The organism is Pantoea sp. AS142 (genome assembly GCF_037152305.1).
In the GTDB taxonomy this organism is placed as follows: Bacteria; Pseudomonadota; Gammaproteobacteria; order Enterobacterales; family Enterobacteriaceae; genus Pantoea.
Genome location: NZ_JBBCMO010000003.1, coordinates 42,040 through 59,487, shown reverse-complemented (window position 1 = coordinate 59,487; position 17,448 = coordinate 42,040). Strand labels below are relative to the sequence as shown.

Annotated in this window: 19 protein-coding genes; 14 read left to right on the top strand and 5 right to left on the bottom strand. The window is 55.4% G+C overall.

The window, feature by feature from the left end; genetic code table 11:
• Positions 1–180: 180 nt before the first annotated feature.
• Positions 181–1,647 carry a glycine betaine/L-proline transporter ProP gene (proP, locus tag WFO64_RS08280; RefSeq protein ID WP_337010635.1) on the top strand — a complete coding sequence of 489 codons (1,467 nt, stop codon included), beginning with the start codon at positions 181–183 and terminating at the stop codon, positions 1,645–1,647.
• Positions 1,648–1,863: 216 nt separating this feature from the next.
• On the opposite strand, the gene WFO64_RS08275 is transcribed toward proP, so the two are convergent.
• Positions 1,864–2,451, bottom strand: a complete 588-nt coding sequence (locus WFO64_RS08275) for a CGNR zinc finger domain-containing protein (RefSeq protein WP_337010633.1) — start codon at positions 2,449–2,451, stop codon at positions 1,864–1,866.
• A 177-nt stretch (positions 2,452–2,628) separates the two neighbouring features.
• Between WFO64_RS08275 and WFO64_RS08270 the strand changes: the two genes are divergently transcribed.
• Positions 2,629–3,495, top strand: coding sequence for an alpha/beta fold hydrolase (locus WFO64_RS08270; RefSeq protein WP_337010631.1), 867 nt, complete (start codon positions 2,629–2,631; stop codon positions 3,493–3,495).
• 58 nt (positions 3,496–3,553) lie between these two features.
• On the opposite strand, the gene WFO64_RS08265 is transcribed toward WFO64_RS08270, so the two are convergent.
• Positions 3,554–4,102, bottom strand: coding sequence for a YbhB/YbcL family Raf kinase inhibitor-like protein (locus WFO64_RS08265; protein ID WP_337010629.1), 549 nt, complete (start codon positions 4,100–4,102; stop codon positions 3,554–3,556).
• A 369-nt stretch (positions 4,103–4,471) separates the two neighbouring features.
• Between WFO64_RS08265 and WFO64_RS08260 the strand changes: the two genes are divergently transcribed.
• Both WFO64_RS08260 and WFO64_RS08255 read left to right on the top strand, forming a co-directional pair.
• On the top strand, positions 4,472–4,645 hold the full coding sequence (locus tag WFO64_RS08260; RefSeq protein WP_337010627.1) for a hypothetical protein: 174 nt from the start codon (positions 4,472–4,474) through the stop codon (positions 4,643–4,645).
• Positions 4,645–4,779 (top strand): hypothetical protein, encoded by a 135-nt coding sequence (locus WFO64_RS08255; RefSeq protein WP_337010625.1) that lies wholly within the window; start codon positions 4,645–4,647, stop codon positions 4,777–4,779. Before WFO64_RS08260 ends, WFO64_RS08255 begins: the two co-directional genes overlap by 1 nt.
• Here the strand turns inward: WFO64_RS08255 and WFO64_RS08250 are convergent.
• Positions 4,776–6,416, bottom strand: coding sequence for a dihydroxyacetone kinase subunit DhaK (locus WFO64_RS08250; RefSeq protein WP_337010623.1), 1,641 nt, complete (start codon positions 6,414–6,416; stop codon positions 4,776–4,778). The two genes, WFO64_RS08255 and WFO64_RS08250, sit on opposite strands and share 4 nt — an antisense overlap.
• A gap of 266 nt (positions 6,417–6,682) precedes the next feature.
• Here WFO64_RS08250 and fucO point away from each other — a divergent pair, with 266 nt between their 5' ends.
• The 5 genes from fucO to glsB all read left to right on the top strand — a co-directional run bounded on the left by fucO (position 6,683) and on the right by glsB (position 10,975).
• Positions 6,683–7,831, top strand: coding sequence for a lactaldehyde reductase (gene fucO, locus WFO64_RS08245; protein ID WP_337010621.1), 1,149 nt, complete (start codon positions 6,683–6,685; stop codon positions 7,829–7,831).
• 318 nt (positions 7,832–8,149) lie between these two features.
• The gene (locus tag WFO64_RS08240; protein WP_008924737.1) at positions 8,150–8,323 is read left to right on the top strand and encodes a GhoT/OrtT family toxin; all 174 of its coding nucleotides are present in this window, start codon (positions 8,150–8,152) and stop codon (positions 8,321–8,323) included.
• Between the two features lie 104 nt (positions 8,324–8,427).
• Entirely contained in the window at positions 8,428–8,601 is a 174-nt protein-coding gene (locus WFO64_RS08235; RefSeq protein ID WP_337010619.1) for a hypothetical protein, read from the top strand.
• Positions 8,602–8,767: 166 nt separating this feature from the next.
• A complete protein-coding gene (locus tag WFO64_RS08230; RefSeq protein ID WP_337010617.1) occupies positions 8,768–9,967 on the top strand; it encodes a CynX/NimT family MFS transporter in 1,200 nt (399 codons plus the stop codon).
• An 87-nt stretch (positions 9,968–10,054) separates the two neighbouring features.
• Entirely contained in the window at positions 10,055–10,975 is a 921-nt protein-coding gene (glsB, locus tag WFO64_RS08225) for a glutaminase B (protein WP_337010615.1), read from the top strand.
• Between the two features lie 206 nt (positions 10,976–11,181).
• Here the strand turns inward: glsB and WFO64_RS08220 are convergent, their stop codons facing one another.
• Positions 11,182–12,120, bottom strand: a complete 939-nt coding sequence (locus WFO64_RS08220) for a D-2-hydroxyacid dehydrogenase (RefSeq protein WP_337010614.1) — start codon at positions 12,118–12,120, stop codon at positions 11,182–11,184.
• A 218-nt stretch (positions 12,121–12,338) separates the two neighbouring features.
• Here WFO64_RS08220 and WFO64_RS08215 point away from each other — a divergent pair, with 218 nt between their 5' ends.
• The 3 genes from WFO64_RS08215 (at position 12,339) to WFO64_RS08205 (ending at position 15,338) form a co-directional block, all read left to right on the top strand.
• Positions 12,339–12,728, top strand: a complete 390-nt coding sequence (locus tag WFO64_RS08215; RefSeq protein ID WP_337010612.1) for a DUF2946 domain-containing protein — start codon at positions 12,339–12,341, stop codon at positions 12,726–12,728.
• 75 nt (positions 12,729–12,803) lie between these two features.
• Positions 12,804–14,534, top strand: coding sequence for a DUF2534 family protein (locus tag WFO64_RS08210; RefSeq protein ID WP_337010610.1), 1,731 nt, complete (start codon positions 12,804–12,806; stop codon positions 14,532–14,534).
• Between the two features lie 126 nt (positions 14,535–14,660).
• A complete protein-coding gene (locus tag WFO64_RS08205) occupies positions 14,661–15,338 on the top strand; it encodes a pirin family protein (protein WP_337010608.1) in 678 nt (225 codons plus the stop codon).
• A gap of 44 nt (positions 15,339–15,382) precedes the next feature.
• Here the strand turns inward: WFO64_RS08205 and WFO64_RS08200 are convergent, their stop codons facing one another.
• Positions 15,383–15,610 (bottom strand): hypothetical protein, encoded by a 228-nt coding sequence (locus WFO64_RS08200; protein ID WP_337010606.1) that lies wholly within the window; start codon positions 15,608–15,610, stop codon positions 15,383–15,385.
• Positions 15,611–15,782: 172 nt separating this feature from the next.
• On the opposite strand from WFO64_RS08200, the gene WFO64_RS08195 reads away from it, so the two are divergent.
• Both WFO64_RS08195 and WFO64_RS08190 read left to right on the top strand, forming a co-directional pair.
• On the top strand, positions 15,783–16,313 hold the full coding sequence (locus WFO64_RS08195) for a YtfJ family protein (protein WP_337011027.1): 531 nt from the start codon (positions 15,783–15,785) through the stop codon (positions 16,311–16,313).
• A gap of 218 nt (positions 16,314–16,531) precedes the next feature.
• Complete coding sequence (locus WFO64_RS08190) at positions 16,532–17,440, top strand: polyprenyl synthetase family protein (protein ID WP_337011025.1); 909 nt, start codon at positions 16,532–16,534, stop codon at positions 17,438–17,440.
• Positions 17,441–17,448 lie beyond the last annotated feature (8 nt).

Sequence of the window (17,448 nt, the reverse complement as noted above, 5' to 3'; positions counted from 1 at the left end):
ATTTCGGCTGAAAACTTGCAAAAAATTACAATCGTAGTCTAAGGTTTAGCGGCTGCGGTTTCTGCCGCTTCACTTAAAATTATTCGGCTTCTTATAGCTTTCATTTCCACGGTTTCTTCTGAACATTGTTTGCGGCTGCGAAAGCTATAAGACTCCTTCATTGATGTACCTGAGGAGAATATGGACACCAGAAACTCATCGCCTGAACACCCAAAAAAACATTTCTGGAACAGAAAGCCAAAAGAGCTGACTGTTGACGACATTACCGTCATCGATAACGACATGTTGAAGCGTGCGGTTGGCGCAGCGGCGTTAGGTAATGCGATGGAATGGTTCGACTTTGGCGTATACAGCTATCTCGCCGTTATCATCGGCAAAGTTTTCTTCCCGGATGCGAACAACGCGGTGCAATTGATCGCGACCTTTGGTACGTTTGCGGCGGCCTTCCTGGTGCGTCCGATTGGCGGCCTGGTGTTTGGCCCACTGGGTGACCGCATCGGCCGACAGAAAGTGCTGGCAATGACGATGATCATGATGTCGATCGGGACATTCTGTATCGGGCTAATACCGGCCTATTCTTCGATAGGGATCATGGCCCCCATTCTGCTGCTGGTGGCCCGTCTGATTCAGGGCTTTTCAACCGGCGGCGAATATGGCGGTGCCGCGACCTTTATCGCGGAGTATTCCACCGATAAACGCCGTGGCTTTATGGGCAGCTTCCTGGAGTTCGGCACCATTGGCGGTTACCTGCTGGGTGCCAGCCTGGTCACGGTGATGACGACCGTGATGTCGAATGAGGCGATGATGTCCTGGGGCTGGCGTGTGCCATTCTTTATTGCCGCGCCACTGGGCCTGTTTGGTCTCTATGTGCGACTAAAGCTGGAAGAGACCCCAGCGTTCCAGCAGCATATGGAAAAACAGGAGGCGCTGGAGCAGAGCAAACCGCGTCTGACGCTGATGCAGATGCTGAGCAAATACCGCGCGCCAATGCTGAAATGTATTGGTCTGGTCCTGCTGTTTAACGTTTCTAACTACATGCTCACCTCGTACATGCCGAGTTATCTGACCGGCGTGCTGGGTCTGCCAGAGTTAAGTGGCCTGTTGCTGGTGATGGTAGCGATGTTCGTGATGATGCCGCTGACGCTGCTGTGGGGCCGCTGGACCGATCGCATTGGTCGTCGTCCGGTGATTGGCTTTGGGGCTGTGGGCCTGATCCTGCTCGCCATTCCTAGCTTTATGCTGATTGGCTCCGGCAATATGTGGGCAGTCTTTGGTGGCCTGCTGATTCTGGGCGTGCTGCACACCTGCTTTAGCGGCACTATGCCCTCGACGCTTCCCGCGCTGTTTACCACCGATATCCGTTACAGCGCGCTGGCAATTGGCTTTAACCTCTCCGTGTCACTGTTTGGGGGGACGACGCCGCTCATTACAGCGTGGCTGGTTGATACCACCAAAAACAACATGATGCCGGCCTACTACATGATGGGCGCAGGCGTGATTGGCCTGCTGACCATCCTGACGGTGAGGGAGACGGCCCGTCAGCCGCTGACCGGTTCATCACCTGCGGTAGCGACCAAAGCGGAAGCGCATCGACTGATCGACAAGCTGCGTAAACGGCACAAGCCAGCCGCGACAGCCGCTAAATAAGTGTTCTGACACCCTGCTCTGCAGGGTGTTTTTTTTCTGCCAGCCAATCTGTTAGCCGCAACGCATCATACTCATCACCGGGAAAGCGGGCGGAAAAGCAAAGCGCCCTGCGCCGGGCGGCCACGGACGGCGGCTTTTGCACCTTTCCGCTCTGACCGAGTTACCTGTGCAGCACCGGCCTCACAGCAGACGTTCTTTCTCTGATGTCCTGTCTCTTTAGCCACCTGAATTAATCGCTCTGAAACGCGCGACTTTCGCCCGATTGCCACACAGCGCCATGCTGCACCAGCGGCGGCGATGGGCTTTGGTACGATCATAAAACCACAGGGTACAGGCGGGGTGTTCACAGGCGCGGACCCGGCTGAAGTCCTCCTGCGCCAGCAAACTTGCGGCCTGTTCCGCAACCTGTCCCAGCCGCTGCATCACGGTCTGGCCCGCGTAGACCCGCCTGAACTGCAGCGCACCCCGTTCCCCGGTCAAAAGCAGATGGCTGGTCGTTTCGCCCAGCCAGGTGTTCAGCGCCTGAATATCAACGCCGTCACCCGCTTTATGCTGCTGAACATTGTCACGAATAATCTGTCGCAGCTGCCGGGCGGCCTGCAACAGCGCACCCGACGCATATTGTGGCGATGCATCGCCTGGTGCCAGTCCGGCCTGGTCTAGCCAGGCTTCAACATCCTGATCGGTTTGCCAGAAATCGTGCGGCTGGCCCTCCACGTTAGCCACGGTATTAATGAAATCCAGCGCCGGATGATCGGCCAGAAACCACGGCCCCTGGGCGGTATGTGGTTGCGTTTGCGCCATGATATTGCCTCTCTTGTGAAAATCTGCTGACACCAATGTAACCTATAAAATATTATTTTAATAGTTACACCTCACTCACTGTAACCTGTATAAATTAATTTGACAGGTTACTTCATCGCTGCATAATAGCTCTCCGTAACCCCATAAATGACATTTAACCAGTTACAGGAGTTCAGCATGTGTGCTCAGTCCATTTCGTATCGTTATCAGCAGGCCGACGGCGTAAACATTTTCTATCGTGAAGCGGGTGATCCTTCTTTGCCGGTCATGCTGCTGTTGCATGGCTTTCCCACCTCTTCACATCAATTCCGCAATCTGATGCCGCTACTGGCTGATAAATTTCACCTTATTGCGCCCGATCTTCCGGGTTTTGGTTTCACGGAAGTTCCCGCTGAGCGCAACTATTCATGGACTTTTGACGCGCTCGGCCAGACGCTGACCGCGTTTGTCGATGCACTGGGACTGAAGCGTTATGCGATGTATGTTTTTGACTATGGCGCACCCGCCGGTCTGCGACTGGCGCTGGCTTACCCCGATCGTGTCAGCGGACTGATATCACAAAATGGTAACGCATATCTGGAGGGATTAGGAGACGCCTGGGCACCGGTTCGCGCCTACTGGGACGACCCCAGCGAAGCAAAGGGTCAGGTGATCCGCGACGCCATCCTGACGCCGGAAGGGGTGAAATGGCAGTATCTGCATGGCGTCAGCGATCCGCATTTGATCGCCCCTGAGAGTTATACTCTGGACACGCTGCTGATGGAGCGCCCTGGCAACAAAGACATCCAGCAGGCGCTGTTTCTCAATTACGCCAGTAATCTGAAACGCTATCCGGAATTTCAGGCGTTCTTCCGCCAGCAACAAGTGCCAACCCTGGTTATCTGGGGCAAGCACGACCCTTTCTTTATTCCACCCGGCGCCGTGGCCTGGCAGCGCGATAATCCGCAGGCGGTGGTCGAGATGCTGGATAGCGGGCACTTCGCGCTGGAGACCCATACCGATCTTATTGCTTCGCGCATCCGTCAGATGTTCAGTGGTGACTGACCCGATACGCACAGAAGCAGGCTATCTGCCGCTGCCTCTGCAAACGTCCGGAGCCAGGTTACTCATTGCTAAAGCGCCCGACCGTACTGGCCGCGCCCAGCGCATGGCCTTTAAGCTGTGCCACCAGCTCTGCCTGGGTTAACCCCGCTTTCAGTTGACCTACCGGCAAATCGGTGGCGATCAGCACAAAGTTATAGTGATGCAGCCCGCTGCCAGCGGGTGGGCAAGGCCCGTAATAGTGCGGCGTTCCCGGTGTATTTTTCCCGCCGGTATAATCCTTGCCCTGCGTCAGTGCACCCTGTGCGAACGACGAGCGGCTGGCGGGAATGTTATAGGCCACCATGTGCGTAACGCCGAGTCCTTTTGCCCCGACCGGATCGGTCATCAGCAGGGCCAGACTGCGGGTGCCTGCCGGAATGGCAGACCAGTTAAGCTCGGGAGAGATATTCTCACCGGTACAGGAAGGATTACTTTTGTTGGCACCCGCAAACTTTTTATCCAGCAGCGCATTATCGCTGAAGTCTTGTGATTGCAGCGTAAACACCGATGCCGCCAGCGTGGTCATCGGCAGAACTGCCAACACTGTCGCGCAGAGTAATTTTTTCACCAGCCACTCCTTATCAGATTAACCCGGACATTATTTCCCAGACGAATTGCGTCACTGCCTGCTTACTATAACGGCTTTAGCGCGAATGACCTGGTTAACCGCCCGTTAAGGGGGGGCGAAACGGCAAATCTATGATCTTCGTCGCGTTGACCGAGGCGGCTGACGGGGTGCCAGGGGCTATTTAGCCGATATAGGTTAACGCCTGCAATTAACGTTTTACCTGAATCATCGTCACTGTCACCGATAATCAGACACTATACCGATTGAAGATTTCCGGATGTATGTTTCCGTGATACAGGCTGACAACTTTACTGCAGCCGCTGAACACCTGATGTATCGAAACAGTAAGCCAGTCGCCGCAGGCCCGCGATGGAAACGTCACTGCGGAGACGACGGCTGACCCGCAAGCGTCCTAAACTGTCAGTGACGGAGGCGGGTCTGCTATTTGCGCAACATGCTCAGCGTATTCTGGATGTGGTACAGGAAACCACTGGCGGTGCCAGAGCAGTAGCCAGATGCGTTGCGCAGCGAAGGGGGCGGTAATGGACGGCTATTTGCCGACGCCGCTCTCACTGCACGCGGTTTACCCGCAGCACCGTCAGCGCCGCGAAGTCAACCGCCGGTTGCTGGCCTTTTTACAGGCGCGTTTAGTGCCGTCATTGAGCCAGATAGCCTAAAGTGTTTTTAATGCCGCAAAAACTCTGGCGACCGCAACGGCACCCGGATCGGGCACGCCGTTAAGGTTAGCGCTGTTGAGATAGGATGATCGGCCTGCCTTTGCTTTCCCTATGCTGGCGGTCGCGTCACTGCCCTGCTGCGCCGCATCCGCCGCGGCTGCCAGCGGTTTACCTGCCACCAGCGCCTCTATTGCCGGTTGCAGCGCATCAATCAGCGTGCGATCGCCTGGTTTAGCCCCGCCATACTGTTTCATCTTTTCCATCCCCTGCTGCAAGGCCGCAGGTAACGCATCACCTTCAGCCAACTGCTGCGCGGCAGCGGTAAAGAAGATCGCCATCAGCACGCCACTGGAACCACCCATCACCGTCGCCAGTCGTTCGCCTGTTACCGCGAACAGGTCGGCCAGGGCATTCAATGGCAGCTGGTTATCTGCACATTCGCGCTGGATCTGGCGGGCACCGGCAGCAAAGGTTGAACCGGTATCGCCATCACCCACCTGCGCATCCAGCCTGTTCAGCTCGCTTTCACTGGTGATCAGGGTTTCACAGATGGTGCTAACAACGGCCGCTACCACCGGATTCGCCGACGGTTGCACCGGATGCGCTGAAGCAGCTCTGGCTGCGGTAACCGGCTGCAAAGGCGCGATTTTTACCGCCCGAACCCAGCCGGCCACCTCTACCGGGGCACAGATCGCTTCTTCGAATAACGGCGTCAGTGTCATGCAGGTGACTGAGAAACCTTTCATGTCCAGCGCGGTCATCAGCGGTGCCGGGCCAATCAGATACTTACTGCCCCGGCTGAGCGGCGACTCAATCAGGTCACGCGTGACCTGACTCATCTCCAGGGCAGACATACCGCCAAGATTATTAACTAGCAGAGCATGTGGCTGGTCGTTTTCCGCCATCACTTTCTCCAGTAGATGCTGCACAATCTGCTGGCTGTTTTGCGTCTGCATTAGGTCAACACCCGGCTCGCCGTGAATCCCCAGTCCCAGTTCAACGCTACCGTCTGGCACCCGCTGGGTAGTCTTCTGCTCATCCGGCAAATGGCAGCTTGAGAGCGCAACGCCCATGGTGGTGATAGCACGACTGGCTGCCTCTGCTGCTTCAGTCACCGCAGCCAGGGCATCGCCACGTTCAGCAACGAATCCTGCCACTTTATGCACCAGTAACGTGCCGGCTACACCGCGTGGCTGAGGATTATCGGGCAGCGCAACATCATCACCGACAATGACCATGTTGACGCTGAACCCTGCTTTACGGGCTTTTTCTGCTGCCAGACCAAAGTTGAGACGATCGCCCGTGTAATTCTTCACAATCAGCAGACATCCCGCCTCACCGGTAATGTTGATAATGGCGTTATAAACCGCGTCGACACTGGGAGAGGCAAACACATCGCCACAGACTGCAGCCGTCAGCATCCCTTTGCCAATAAAGCCGACATGCGCGGGTTCATGGCCGGAACCGCCACCGGAGATTAGCGCCACCTGCTGTTTCTGCCAGTCATTACGCATTACGATGCGAATGCGCGGGTCGACCTGAAGCCGCACCAGATTGCGCCACGGACTGGCATAAATCATGCCATCTAATGCATTGTCGACAAGGCTATCCTTTTTATTCATTACAAATCGGGTCATGTTTTCGTACCTCATAGGCGTGCGGGTTCAGTGATGAAAAAGTGTTTCATGCAACCGGCGATGGAGATAACGGCACCGTCAGTCACGGCATTTAATGTGAGCAGGCTGAGCATCCGGTACCGAGGCTGGCTAGCGCAGTCACAATGATTTTTGCTAATCCATTGATTTTAATCAAATGTCTTAACGTCAAATTGAGAGGTTCTGAGCAGAATCTGAACAGGGGATCAAGGAGGGTAAAAATACATTTGTTAACAGAGGATGTTTTAATGACCCAACGTATGATTCTGAATGAAACCGCCTGGTTTGGTGCCGGTGCTTTGCGTCATTTACCCGAAGAAGTACAGCGTCGCGGGATGCGTAAAGCGCTCATCGTCACTGACAAAGCGCTGGCCGCGGTAGGTGCGCTAAAGCGGGTAACCGATCTGCTGATGAAACACCAGCTTGACTGGGCAATTTATGATGAGGTGGTGCCAAATCCTACCATCCGGGTTGTACAGCAGGGCGTTGCCATGTTCAGAGCATCTGGAGCTGACTACCTGATCGCCATCGGTGGCGGCTCACCACAGGACACCAGCAAGGCGATCGGCATTATTATTAATAACCCCGAATTTGAAGATGTACGCAGTCTGGAAGGCGTCACTCCCACTCGCCGTCCGTGTGTGCCGATCATCGCCATTCCAACCACTGCCGGTACTGCCGCAGAAGTGACGATTAATTACGTTATTACCGATGAAGAGAATCGCCGTAAGTTTGTCTGTGTCGACCCGCACGACATTCCAAAAGTGGCGATCATTGATGCAGAGATGATGGCAAGCATGCCCGCATCGCTAAAGGCTGCGACCGGTATTGATGCCCTGACCCATGCGATTGAGGGCTATATTACACGCGGTGCCTGGACCCTGACCGATATGCTGCATCTCAAAGCCATTGAGATTATCAGCCAGTCGCTGCGCGAATCAGTAGCGGGAAATAGTGAGGCAGTCGAGCAGATGGCGCTGGGCCAATATGTTGCCGGTATGGGTTTCTCCAATGTCGGACTCGGTCTGGTGCATGGCATGGCCCACCCACTGGGTGCCTTTTATAATGTCCCTCACGGCATAGCGAACGCCATTCTGCTGCCGCAGGTCATGGCGTGGAATGCACCCTGCACAGGCAAAAAATATCGCGACATCGCCCGCGCAATGGGAGTGAAAATGGTCGATACGCTGTCACTGGAGCAGGCGCGGGAAGCGGCGGTTGCCGCGGTTCATCAGCTCTGTCGCGATGTAGATATTCCCCGCTCACTGCGTGAGGTGGGCTTACAGGAGGCGGATATCCCTGCCCTGGCACAAGCGGCACTGGATGATGTCTGTACCGGCGGCAACCCGCGCACGCCTGACCTGGAAGAGGTGATGGCGCTCTACCGTCAAAGTTAAGCCGCATCACTTTTTTCTGCGTTGCCGATGTCAGGCCCGCCCATCCTGGCGGGCTTTTCTGCGTCATAACACTGGCTGATATGGGAGCATTCGCCAGAGAGTCTTCACAGGTAACAGTGGCCGCAGGAAAGGTTTCAGAAGCATTTTTTCGTGCCGGTTTCAGCCTGAAATCGCCTGTTGGCATGTGGGATGTCTGAGAGAAAATCATCCACCTGCACCCCTGATTTCTTTAGATGCTAAACCCGGTTCCACTTGATCTGGATCACAAAAATCCGCATCATGCGCAGCGAAAACCTTAATGACGCAGCGGAGATATTAATGACACTGTACCAGGGTATGCTAATTTTCTATGCCGTTGTTGCATTGGTCGCTACGCTGATCACGTTCTTCATCGCCAAAGATAAGCTGAGCATCAAACTGCTTAGCGCCTTTTTAGTCGGTGCGACCTGGCCGATGAGTTTTCCCGTCGCGCTGATGTTTGCGCTGTTTTAATTGTCATTAACCCTTTAGCGACCCCACTCAGGGAAGATGTTCCTGACCTGCAAACCGCCGATCACCCACGTGGCCTTGCTCATGGCGGTAAATAAGGAGCGGATATGCGTGTGGTCAATGCAATGATTCTGGCTACTTTTCTTCGTGTGCTGCGCCGTGGCACGCTGAAAAACCGGTTCCGGCGGCCAAAACCCGACAGCAAACCTGCCCGCCAGGATCTCATCACAGCCAGAACGGCCGCGATCATTTTCCAGAACCTGAATTCTACTGTTCCCTAAACGGCCATCCCTGCTGCAAGATCACTCTTGCGCTATTTCATCGCATAACATGGCTTTACACTCCGATAACCGGTCAGTAAAGTAGCGTCCAGACATCAATTCTGATGCGTAAGCGTTAACGTCAACCAACGCCCCCGCAGCACTGCTGCCTGTGATGATCCCTGCCATGATGCCTGTAAAACACCCAGCCAAACCTCTCGCTGCATTTTCCAGCGCCAGCTTTTTTTTGTTCGTCCTGCTGCTCACCGCGGCTAACCTCCGTGCACCCATTACCGTTGCCGGCCCGGTATTGCAGGATATCCGGCACTCCTTTGGACTCAGTGCCGGTGAAGCAGGTCTGTTTAACTTTATTCCCCTGATGTTGTTTGCCCTGCTCGCCCCGCCAGCCGCCTGGCTGGGAAACCGCATCGGGCTGGAGCGGAGTTTATGGGGTGCGCTTTGCCTGATTACCGCCGGTTCGCTGCTGCGCTGGCAGCCCGCTGAAGCGGCATTGTGGGGCGGGACGGTGCTGCTCAGCGCAGGCATTGCCGCCGCCAATGTGCTACTGCCACCTCTGATTAAACGTGATTTCACAGCCCACACCGCCAAATATATTGGCCTTTATGCCGCCACCATGTCGATTACTGCCAGCCTGGCATCCGGCATTGCCGTGCCACTCAGCCAGCTTTCAGCGGCGGGCTGGCGACTCTCGCTGGTGGTGTGGTCACTGCCGGGGCTGGTTGCAATGCTCGCCTGGCTACCGCTGCTACGTCAGCGGCGGTCAACCTCATCGCCTGCCAATGCACCTGTTGCCTATCGTCACCCGTGGCGAACAGCCGGCGGCTGGCAGATTGCACTCTTTATGGCGCTGCAGTCATTGGCGTTTTATACCCTGATCGACTGGTTTACCATCTTTGCCCAGAATAATGGCTTCAGTCAGGCCCACGCAGGCTGGCTGCTGTTCTGGTATCAGGCGATCGCAATTGTGGCGAACCTGGGCTGTATGGAGGTGCTGAAGCGGGTACAAGATGCCCGGCTCACCGCATTCATTGCGTCAGCGGCTATTTTCCTTGGCATGCTGGGCTTAATGTTCAATCCGCAGTGGGCCGTCATCTGGCTAACACTGGCCGGACTGGGCGCAGGCGCATCACTGGTGCTCTGCCTCTCGCTATTTAATCTGCGAGCCACTCATCATCGTCAAGCCTCACAATTGTCAGGTATGGCACAGTGTGTCGGTTATGCGCTGGCGGCGCTTGGCCCATTGTTCTTTGGCGTGCTTCATGAGCAGAGTGGAAACTGGACGCTGCCCTTAAGCGTGCTGGCGATGCTGAGCCTGTTACAGATGCTGCTGGCTCCGCTGGCAGCACAGTCAAAACCCATCAGCTAAAAATGCGGCTCTGCCGCTAAAAATAAATGATTCACCGACCGCGGATGCATAGCCTCGCGGCTCAGCGAGAATCGACGGGAGAAAAGTGTGTCTGAACTGAATAATGCTCTGCTTCAGGAAGTACTGGAACAGGTGCGTCCGCTGGTCTATCAGGGAAAAGTCGCGAACTATATCCCTGCGCTGGCCGATGTTGCTGCCGACAATCTGGCGATTGCAGTTTGCCTGCGTGACGGCACCCTCTTTCAGGCGGGCGATGCTGAGACGCGCTTTTCGATTCAGTCGATCGCCAAGGCACTATCGCTGACGGTGGCCCTGACCCGCTATGACGACAGCGAAATCTGGCAGCGGGTGGGCAAAGAGCCTTCAGGCCAGCCTTTTAACTCGCTGGTCCAGCTGGAGCTGGAACAGGGCAAGCCGCGCAATCCTTTTATTAATGCCGGTGCGCTGGTGATTTGTGATCTACTGGAAACCCGACTGACGGCCCCGCGTCAGCGAATGCTGGAAATTGTGCGCCAGCTCAGTCAGCAGCCCGATATCAATTATGATCGCCATGTCGCCCGCTCTGAGTTTGAACACTCTGCCCGCAATGCAGCGATCGCCTGGCTGATGAAATCGTTTGGTAATTTCGACAACGATGTCACCAGCGTGATGCAGACCTATTTTCACTATTGTTCACTGTCGATGAACTGCATTGAACTGGCGCGAACCTTCGTCTATCTGGCGAACCAGGGCAAAACGCTGGAGGGTAGCCAGATGATTACACCGCGTCAGGCACGGCAGATTAATGCGCTGATGATCACCAGCGGGATGTATGATGGCGCAGGTGAGTTCGCGTGGCGGGTCGGGATGCCCGCAAAGTCAGGCGTGGGTGGCGGGATCATTGCCATTATCCCCGGCGAGATGAGCATTGCCGTCTGGTCTCCAGGGCTGGACAGCGCGGGTAACTCGTTGGCGGGTACTGCTGCGCTGGAATCACTGAGTGAAAAGCTGGGCCGCTCGATATTCTGAGCCAGGATTCGCGGTTATTCAGGCCAGGATGCTGAAAAGCGTCGGGGTTTTTGCCCACTCCAATCGGTCGATTTTTGCACTTTGCGGCGCAATGATCAGGTGAGATCAGATGAACAGCGCCGACCGGTCACCAGAATCCAACAGGGGGTCTGGTTGCCCGGCCAGTCCCGCACTGTCGATGCAAATCAAAAACCGGGCAGCATAACTCAGCTCACCACATTAATCGGCTTACCTTGGATATAGGCCGCGATATTTGCCATCACGCCAGCCACCAGCTTATCTACGCCACTGCGACTCGCCCACGCGATGTGCGGCGTTAGCAACAGATTTGGCAGTTCTGCCAGCAGCGGGTTATCCAGAGTAGGCGGTTCACTGCTCAACACATCCAGCGCCGCGCCACCAATTAGCCCCTGCTTTAATGCGGCAGCGAGATCGGCCTCGTTAATCAGCCCACCGCGTGCGGTATTGATCAGGAGCGCATTCGGTTTCATCTTACCCAGCGCCTCGCGATCTATCATCTGAGGGGTACTGTCACTTAATGGGCAGTGCAGTGAAATAATGTCGCTGGTCGCCAGCATCTGCTCAAAGCTGACATAACCCTCACGCACCCCGGCACTGCCTTTGCGTTCGGCATATTGCACCTGGATGCCCAGCGCCTGAGCCAGCCTGCCGACCGCCTGGCCAATGTCGCCTTTGCCCGCGATACCAAGCGTGGCACCGCCAATATCCCCTATCGGTTGACGATGCAGACAGAAGTGCTGAGCCTGTGGCCAGTCGTTACGGGTATTGCTGGCATAAGCCATTAGCTGACGACGCAGGGCGAAAATGGCTGCGATTACCGCCTCTGATACGCTCTGGGTGGAGTAGCCAGGAACATTACTGACCACGATGCCGCATGCGCGCGAGGCGTCGAGGTCAATACAGTCATAACCGGTCGCCGCAACACAAATAAAGCGCAATTCGGGCAACTGTTCCAGTATGTCAGCACGCAACGGCACCTTATTGGTGATAGCGACGGTAGCGCCCGCAAGCGAAGATACAATGTCCTTAGCCGACGTCTGCGCACGAATTTCCCAATCAGCCAGCTGTTGCCCGGTCGGCAGAGAGTCTGGCAACGTGTCACCATCCAGCATTACAATTTTCATTCTTAGTCCTTAATGGGTGAGGTTTAACATACCTGAATCGTTAATGTTATTTGTATGTGTCAGGTGGGTAACAACTAAGTTAAGCGATGCTGAAATTAAAGTGAATATGTTCAAAGAGTGCGAATTTTTTCGAAACAGATGCCACTTTATTTAACCCTTTTATCCCCTTCGCGTTACACTGCCGCCCTGAAATTTGACCCCTTGCGTCCGTTAAAATAATGCCGAGATCCTCAATCAGACAACGACTCACTGCCGGTATTGCGATACTGGCCGTGCTGCTGTTGTTTGTTGCCCCGATGATCTCAAAGAATCTTGCTGAGCATCACGCCACGATGCAACGCGTCTCTGCCATAAGCGCGGAAATGCCGACGATGCATCATCACAGCGAAATGTCGATGGCGGACCACGGAATGATGATGGGTCCTGGCTTTGCCTGTGGCTACTGCGATTTACTGGTGCATGTGCCGCTGATGCTCTGGGTGTTTATCCCATTCCTCTGGTGGATGAGCCTGAGCAGCCGTGCCCCGCCGCCTTCTGCCATTAACCCGCCGCAATGGCGACGGTTGTTGCGCCGCCATCGACCGCGTGCGCCACCCTGTTTCGCGTAACACTCACTGCTTTCTGATTCGATTGGGTGACAACGTCACCTGATCGCCGTTGTCTTTTGAAAAGTGTGGAATGCTATGTCCTCTCATTGGGAACTGTCCCCTGCGCCACGCGGCACCGTATTTAATCTGTTTCGCCGCCTGCATTTTTATATTGGCCTGTTTATTGCGCCGTTTATTTTTATCGCCGCCCTGACTGGCACGATCTACGTCCTGACGCCGCAACTGGAACAGGCGATCTACCACGATGCCCTGACCACCAATGCGCAGGGTGTGGTACAACCGCTGTCAGCCCAGATTGCCGCCGCCCGTGCCCGTGCTGGCGAATCCGCACGGATTTACGCCGTGCGTCCTGCACCGGGCCCGCTGGATACGACCCGGGTGCAGTTTGCCGAGCCGCAGCTTGGCCCATCTGAATCGCGCTCACTGTTTATCGATCCCTACACCCTGCAGGTGAAAGGCGACATGACTGTGTATGGCACCAGCGGTGTGTTGCCGCTGCGCATGTGGCTGGATCAACTGCATCGCGGCTTGCTACTGGGTGATTTTGGCCGAAACTACAGTGAGCTGGCGGCCTCGTGGCTGTGGGTCGCCGCACTCGGTGGGATTGTTTTATGGTCCGGCACCCGGCCACCACGCACCCGTAAAAAAACACACAGTGGCTTCGCGGCAATGCGTCACTGGCATGTCACGCTGGGTCTGTTGCTGGCAATCGGCCTGGTGTTCTTTTCAGTAACCGGGCTGACCTGGTCACAGTGGGCAGGCAACAACATTGAAAAGATGCGCAGCGACTTCGGCTGGAAAACGCCGCAGGTTAATACGGCACTGAACGGTAATGCCCCCGCCGAAGCTGCCGATCCCCATGCTGACCATCGCGGTGCGATGGAAGGGATGACCATGTCAGGCATGACCATGCCAGCCCGAACTGCCACGCCGTTGATGCTCAATCAGCCGGATGCCAACTGGGATCAGGCGCTGGCATCAGCACGTCAGGCCGGACTGCATGCGGCGAAACTGGAGCTTCGCCAGCCTAAGAGCGCTGAACAGGCGTGGACGGTTTCGGAGATTGATCGCAGCTGGCCGAGCCAGGTTGATGCGGTTTCCATCAATCCTGTTAATTTCAGCGTGGTTGACCGCGTTGCGTTCGCCAACTTCCCGTTGGTGGCGAAACTGACCCGCTGGGGTGTAGATGCGCATATGGGCGTGCTGTTTGGTCTGCCTAATCAGCTAATACTGGCGCTGTTTGGCGTTGGTCTCTGCACAATGATTGTACTGGGCTACCGCATGTGGTGGATTCGCCGACCGGCTGTTCCCCAGCTCAACCCATCCCAGACGCTGTTGTCCGCCTGGCTGGCGCTGCCGCGCTATGCGCAGGGCACCAGCCTGATAGTGATGCTGGCGCTGGGATATGCGCTTCCCGTTATGGGTATCAGCCTGCTGGTGCTGGTACTGCTGGATATTCAACGCTGGCACAGCGCACAGCGCGCCTCGGTCGTCCGCGTGGATGTCGCTCCGGACAAACAGTCGCCGCTGGCCATCGTCCAGTCGCGTTTTGCCGGGAAGCGCAAAGAGATGCGCTATTTTCTGCGCAGCGTGACAGTGCTGGCGCTGATTGTCATTACGGTGATGGCAAATGCGATGATTGGCGGAGTGATTGATCAGTATCAGATCCCCTTCAGCCACTGGTCGCTGACCATGTATATCACCCAGGCGATGATGATCCTGCTCTACTCCACGGTCTTTACCGGGCTGTTGTCGATTCCACTCTGGTATTTCTTCCTTGGTGAGAGTGACGAACAGGGCAAGTAGGCTGGCAAGACACCAAACAGTTTATTATTCAAAATAACTGACGAAGCCGGGCAAAACTCCCGGCTTCTCATTCTCCGCCTGAGGTCTATGATCGTTGTTATAAGTCACTTTATTTGAGAGTAAATCATGAACATTGTGCGAGCTAATCCTGAACAACTGTTTGAGTACGGACCTTTTACCGTCCGTCGCCAGCGTCCTGGCGCTGCGTTAAGCCCGCTGCTCAGTGTTGACCTGATGTCGCTGAAAGTGGATGCCAGAATCCCGATGCAGCAGCATCAGAATGAAGAAGTTTTCACTTACCTGTGGCGCGGTTCGATGCAGCATCAGGACAGTAATGGCGAACGTACCCAGCTCTCTGCAAAACGGGTGATGGTGGTGAATGCGGGCGATGGCGTTCAGTATGAAGAGTCGGTGCCGCTGTATGACGCTGAGCTATTACAGGCGGTTATCCGGCCATCGCAGCCGGGCGGTGAAGCGATGACTCAGGTGCTGGAGCGCGATCTGGGTATTATGACTAATGGCTGGACCGAACTGGCCGGGCCGGAAGAGTCTGACGCCCCGCTGGAACTGCGCCAGGATGTCTATATTTACGATACGCTACTGGCGCGCAACCATACGCTGGACGTGCCATCGCTGCCAGGCTTTGTCGCTTATCTCACCGTGCTTGAAGGGATTGTTTGCGTCGGTGATCAGCGGCTTAGACGCGGTGATGCACTTAGCGGCCTGGATACCCGCGTCGAGATTGTCAGCGAACGCGATGCGAATCTGGTCTGCTTCCTGGTAAAGCCCGATAACTTCGTATAAAAAACGCGAGAAGAGTCCCGCGCTTTTGTCTGGATCAATGTTGATTAAAGCGTGCTTTGTTGCTGCATTGCCTGAACGCGTTTATAGACCTGATCGAACTGGCGCACATCGTCCCGCAGCCAGTGGCGCTGCGTCAGCGGGGCATCATCCAGCGCCTGTGGCAGTGGCACACCCGCCAACGACCCGCGGCAGCAAAAGGCACGCGCCAGCGTCGGGGTCGCAATGCCAATATAACGGGCAAATTCAGGTAATGTCATCAATGCTGTGCTCATTTTCCACCTCTTGTTAACAAATTCTTCCCTGCATTTTCAGCCCAAATCTTTGATGCTTTTATTGATCTGAAACAGAAATGTGGTACTAATCATCTGCGTGCTGGAGAAAAAGCTCGCCTCGCCTGCCGCAAACCAAGAAAGAAGTGAGGAAACCGTGCGCCATTATGGATTGATGATAGCCCTGCTGTTTTCCCGCTTTGCTGTTGCTCACACCCTGACACCGGGTCAGCCTGTACCGCCGGTCTCCATTGCCAATAAAGGCGAAATGGTGCTCAATCAGGGCGACATAAATTATCAGCGCTGGAACAGTCAGACCCTGACAGGAAAAGTGCGTCTGGTCATTCATGTCGCGGGTCGTCTTTCTGCAAAAGATCAGAGTGCTCCCTTAATCGAAGCCATTCAGCAAGCCAGCTTGCCGCGTGACCGTTTCCAGGCCACCACCATCGTAAATACTGACGATGCCCTACCCGGCAGTGCCCTATTTGTGGTGCGCAGCATCGCCTCAAGTAAAAAAGCGGCACCGTGGCAGCAATTCATTATCGACAGCAGTGGCGTAACCGCGCACAGCTGGCATCTTAAGCCGGAAAGCGCGTCCGTGGTGGTTATTGATCCGGAAGGAATTGTGCGCTTCGCGAAAGATGGCGCATTATCTGCTGAAGATGTTGCCAGCGTGATAAAACAGCTACGCGCGTTGCTAAGTTAATGCAAACAAAATGTCCGTCTGGCTATCGCCGTAAACGCGGAATGCTGCTGAATTCTCCGACATTTTTATCACTGTGAACTACTCTTAGTAGTAATAGATTTACCCGCCGTTTTTTGAAAACCTGCCAACTATGCTAAGGCAGTCGGGGACGATTATTGAAGATGGCATCGAATCATTTCGACCTGCTGTGACTTCCTCTGTAGATAAGGACAGCCATGATGACGGTCTGTGCAGAACAACACGTCAATTTCAACCGCAGCGATGCAGCCAGCCTGTTGAACGACATTGAGCAACGGCTCGATCAGTTGTTACCGGTTGACAGTGAACGTGACTTAGTGGGCGCTGCGATGCGGGACGGTGCGCTGGCACCGGGAAAGCGTATTCGTCCGCTGCTGCTGCTGCTGACAGCGCGCGATCTGGGCTGTAGCGCCACGCCTGCCGGCCTGCTTGATCTCGCCTGCGCGGTGGAGATGGTACATGCCGCATCACTGATTCTGGATGACATGCCCTGCATGGATGATGCGCAACTGCGCCGCGGACGTCCGACCATTCATTGCCAGTATGGTGAACACGTTGCGATTCTGGCTGCGGTGGCCCTGCTGAGTAAGGCATTCGGCGTGGTCGCTGCGGCAGAAGGCTTATCGGCCACGGCCAGAGCAGACGCGGTCGCGGAGTTATCTCACGCGGTCGGCCTGCAGGGGCTGGTGCAGGGGCAGTTTAAGGATCTCTCAGAAGGCGATAAGCCACGCAGCGCTGACGCCATTTTGATGACCAATCACTATAAAACCAGCACCCTATTTTGCGCTTCTATGCAGATGGCCTCTATTGTGGCTGACGCCCCACGGGAAGCACGTGAACAGTTGCACCGGTTCTCGCTTAATCTCGGCCAGGCTTTTCAGTTGCTGGACGACCTCACCGACGGCATGGCCGATACCGGTAAAGATGCCCATCAGGATGATGGAAAATCGACGCTGGTGAATCTGCTGGGGTCGCAGGCGGTTGAAACGCAACTGCGCGATCACCTGCGCTGTGCCAGCGAACATCTGTTATCGGCCTGCCAGGACGGTTATGCCACTCATCATTTTGTTCAGGCCTGGTTTGAGAAAAAACTCGCTGCCGTCAGTTAAGGATGCTG

Excerpts from the sequence above, each read along its gene's own strand:
- proP (WP_337010635.1), top strand. The coding sequence starts at position 181 with ATGGACACCAGAAACTCATCGCCTGAACACCCAAAAAAACATTTCTGG.
- WFO64_RS08275 (WP_337010633.1), bottom strand. The coding sequence starts at position 2,451 with ATGGCGCAAACGCAACCACATACCGCCCAGGGGCCGTGGTTTCTGGCC.
- WFO64_RS08270 (WP_337010631.1), top strand. The coding sequence starts at position 2,629 with ATGTGTGCTCAGTCCATTTCGTATCGTTATCAGCAGGCCGACGGCGTA.
- WFO64_RS08260 (WP_337010627.1), top strand. The coding sequence starts at position 4,472 with ATGGAAACGTCACTGCGGAGACGACGGCTGACCCGCAAGCGTCCTAAA.
- WFO64_RS08255 (WP_337010625.1), top strand. The coding sequence starts at position 4,645 with ATGGACGGCTATTTGCCGACGCCGCTCTCACTGCACGCGGTTTACCCG.
- WFO64_RS08250 (WP_337010623.1), bottom strand. The coding sequence starts at position 6,416 with ATGACCCGATTTGTAATGAATAAAAAGGATAGCCTTGTCGACAATGCA.
- fucO (WP_337010621.1), top strand. The coding sequence starts at position 6,683 with ATGACCCAACGTATGATTCTGAATGAAACCGCCTGGTTTGGTGCCGGT.
- WFO64_RS08240 (WP_008924737.1), top strand. The coding sequence starts at position 8,150 with ATGACACTGTACCAGGGTATGCTAATTTTCTATGCCGTTGTTGCATTG.
- WFO64_RS08235 (WP_337010619.1), top strand. The coding sequence starts at position 8,428 with ATGCGTGTGGTCAATGCAATGATTCTGGCTACTTTTCTTCGTGTGCTG.
- WFO64_RS08230 (WP_337010617.1), top strand. The coding sequence starts at position 8,768 with ATGATGCCTGTAAAACACCCAGCCAAACCTCTCGCTGCATTTTCCAGC.
- WFO64_RS08220 (WP_337010614.1), bottom strand. The coding sequence starts at position 12,120 with ATGAAAATTGTAATGCTGGATGGTGACACGTTGCCAGACTCTCTGCCG.
- WFO64_RS08215 (WP_337010612.1), top strand. The coding sequence starts at position 12,339 with ATGCCGAGATCCTCAATCAGACAACGACTCACTGCCGGTATTGCGATA.
- WFO64_RS08210 (WP_337010610.1), top strand. The coding sequence starts at position 12,804 with ATGTCCTCTCATTGGGAACTGTCCCCTGCGCCACGCGGCACCGTATTT.
- WFO64_RS08205 (WP_337010608.1), top strand. The coding sequence starts at position 14,661 with ATGAACATTGTGCGAGCTAATCCTGAACAACTGTTTGAGTACGGACCT.
- WFO64_RS08200 (WP_337010606.1), bottom strand. The coding sequence starts at position 15,610 with ATGAGCACAGCATTGATGACATTACCTGAATTTGCCCGTTATATTGGC.
- WFO64_RS08195 (WP_337011027.1), top strand. The coding sequence starts at position 15,783 with ATGATAGCCCTGCTGTTTTCCCGCTTTGCTGTTGCTCACACCCTGACA.
- WFO64_RS08190 (WP_337011025.1), top strand. The coding sequence starts at position 16,532 with ATGACGGTCTGTGCAGAACAACACGTCAATTTCAACCGCAGCGATGCA.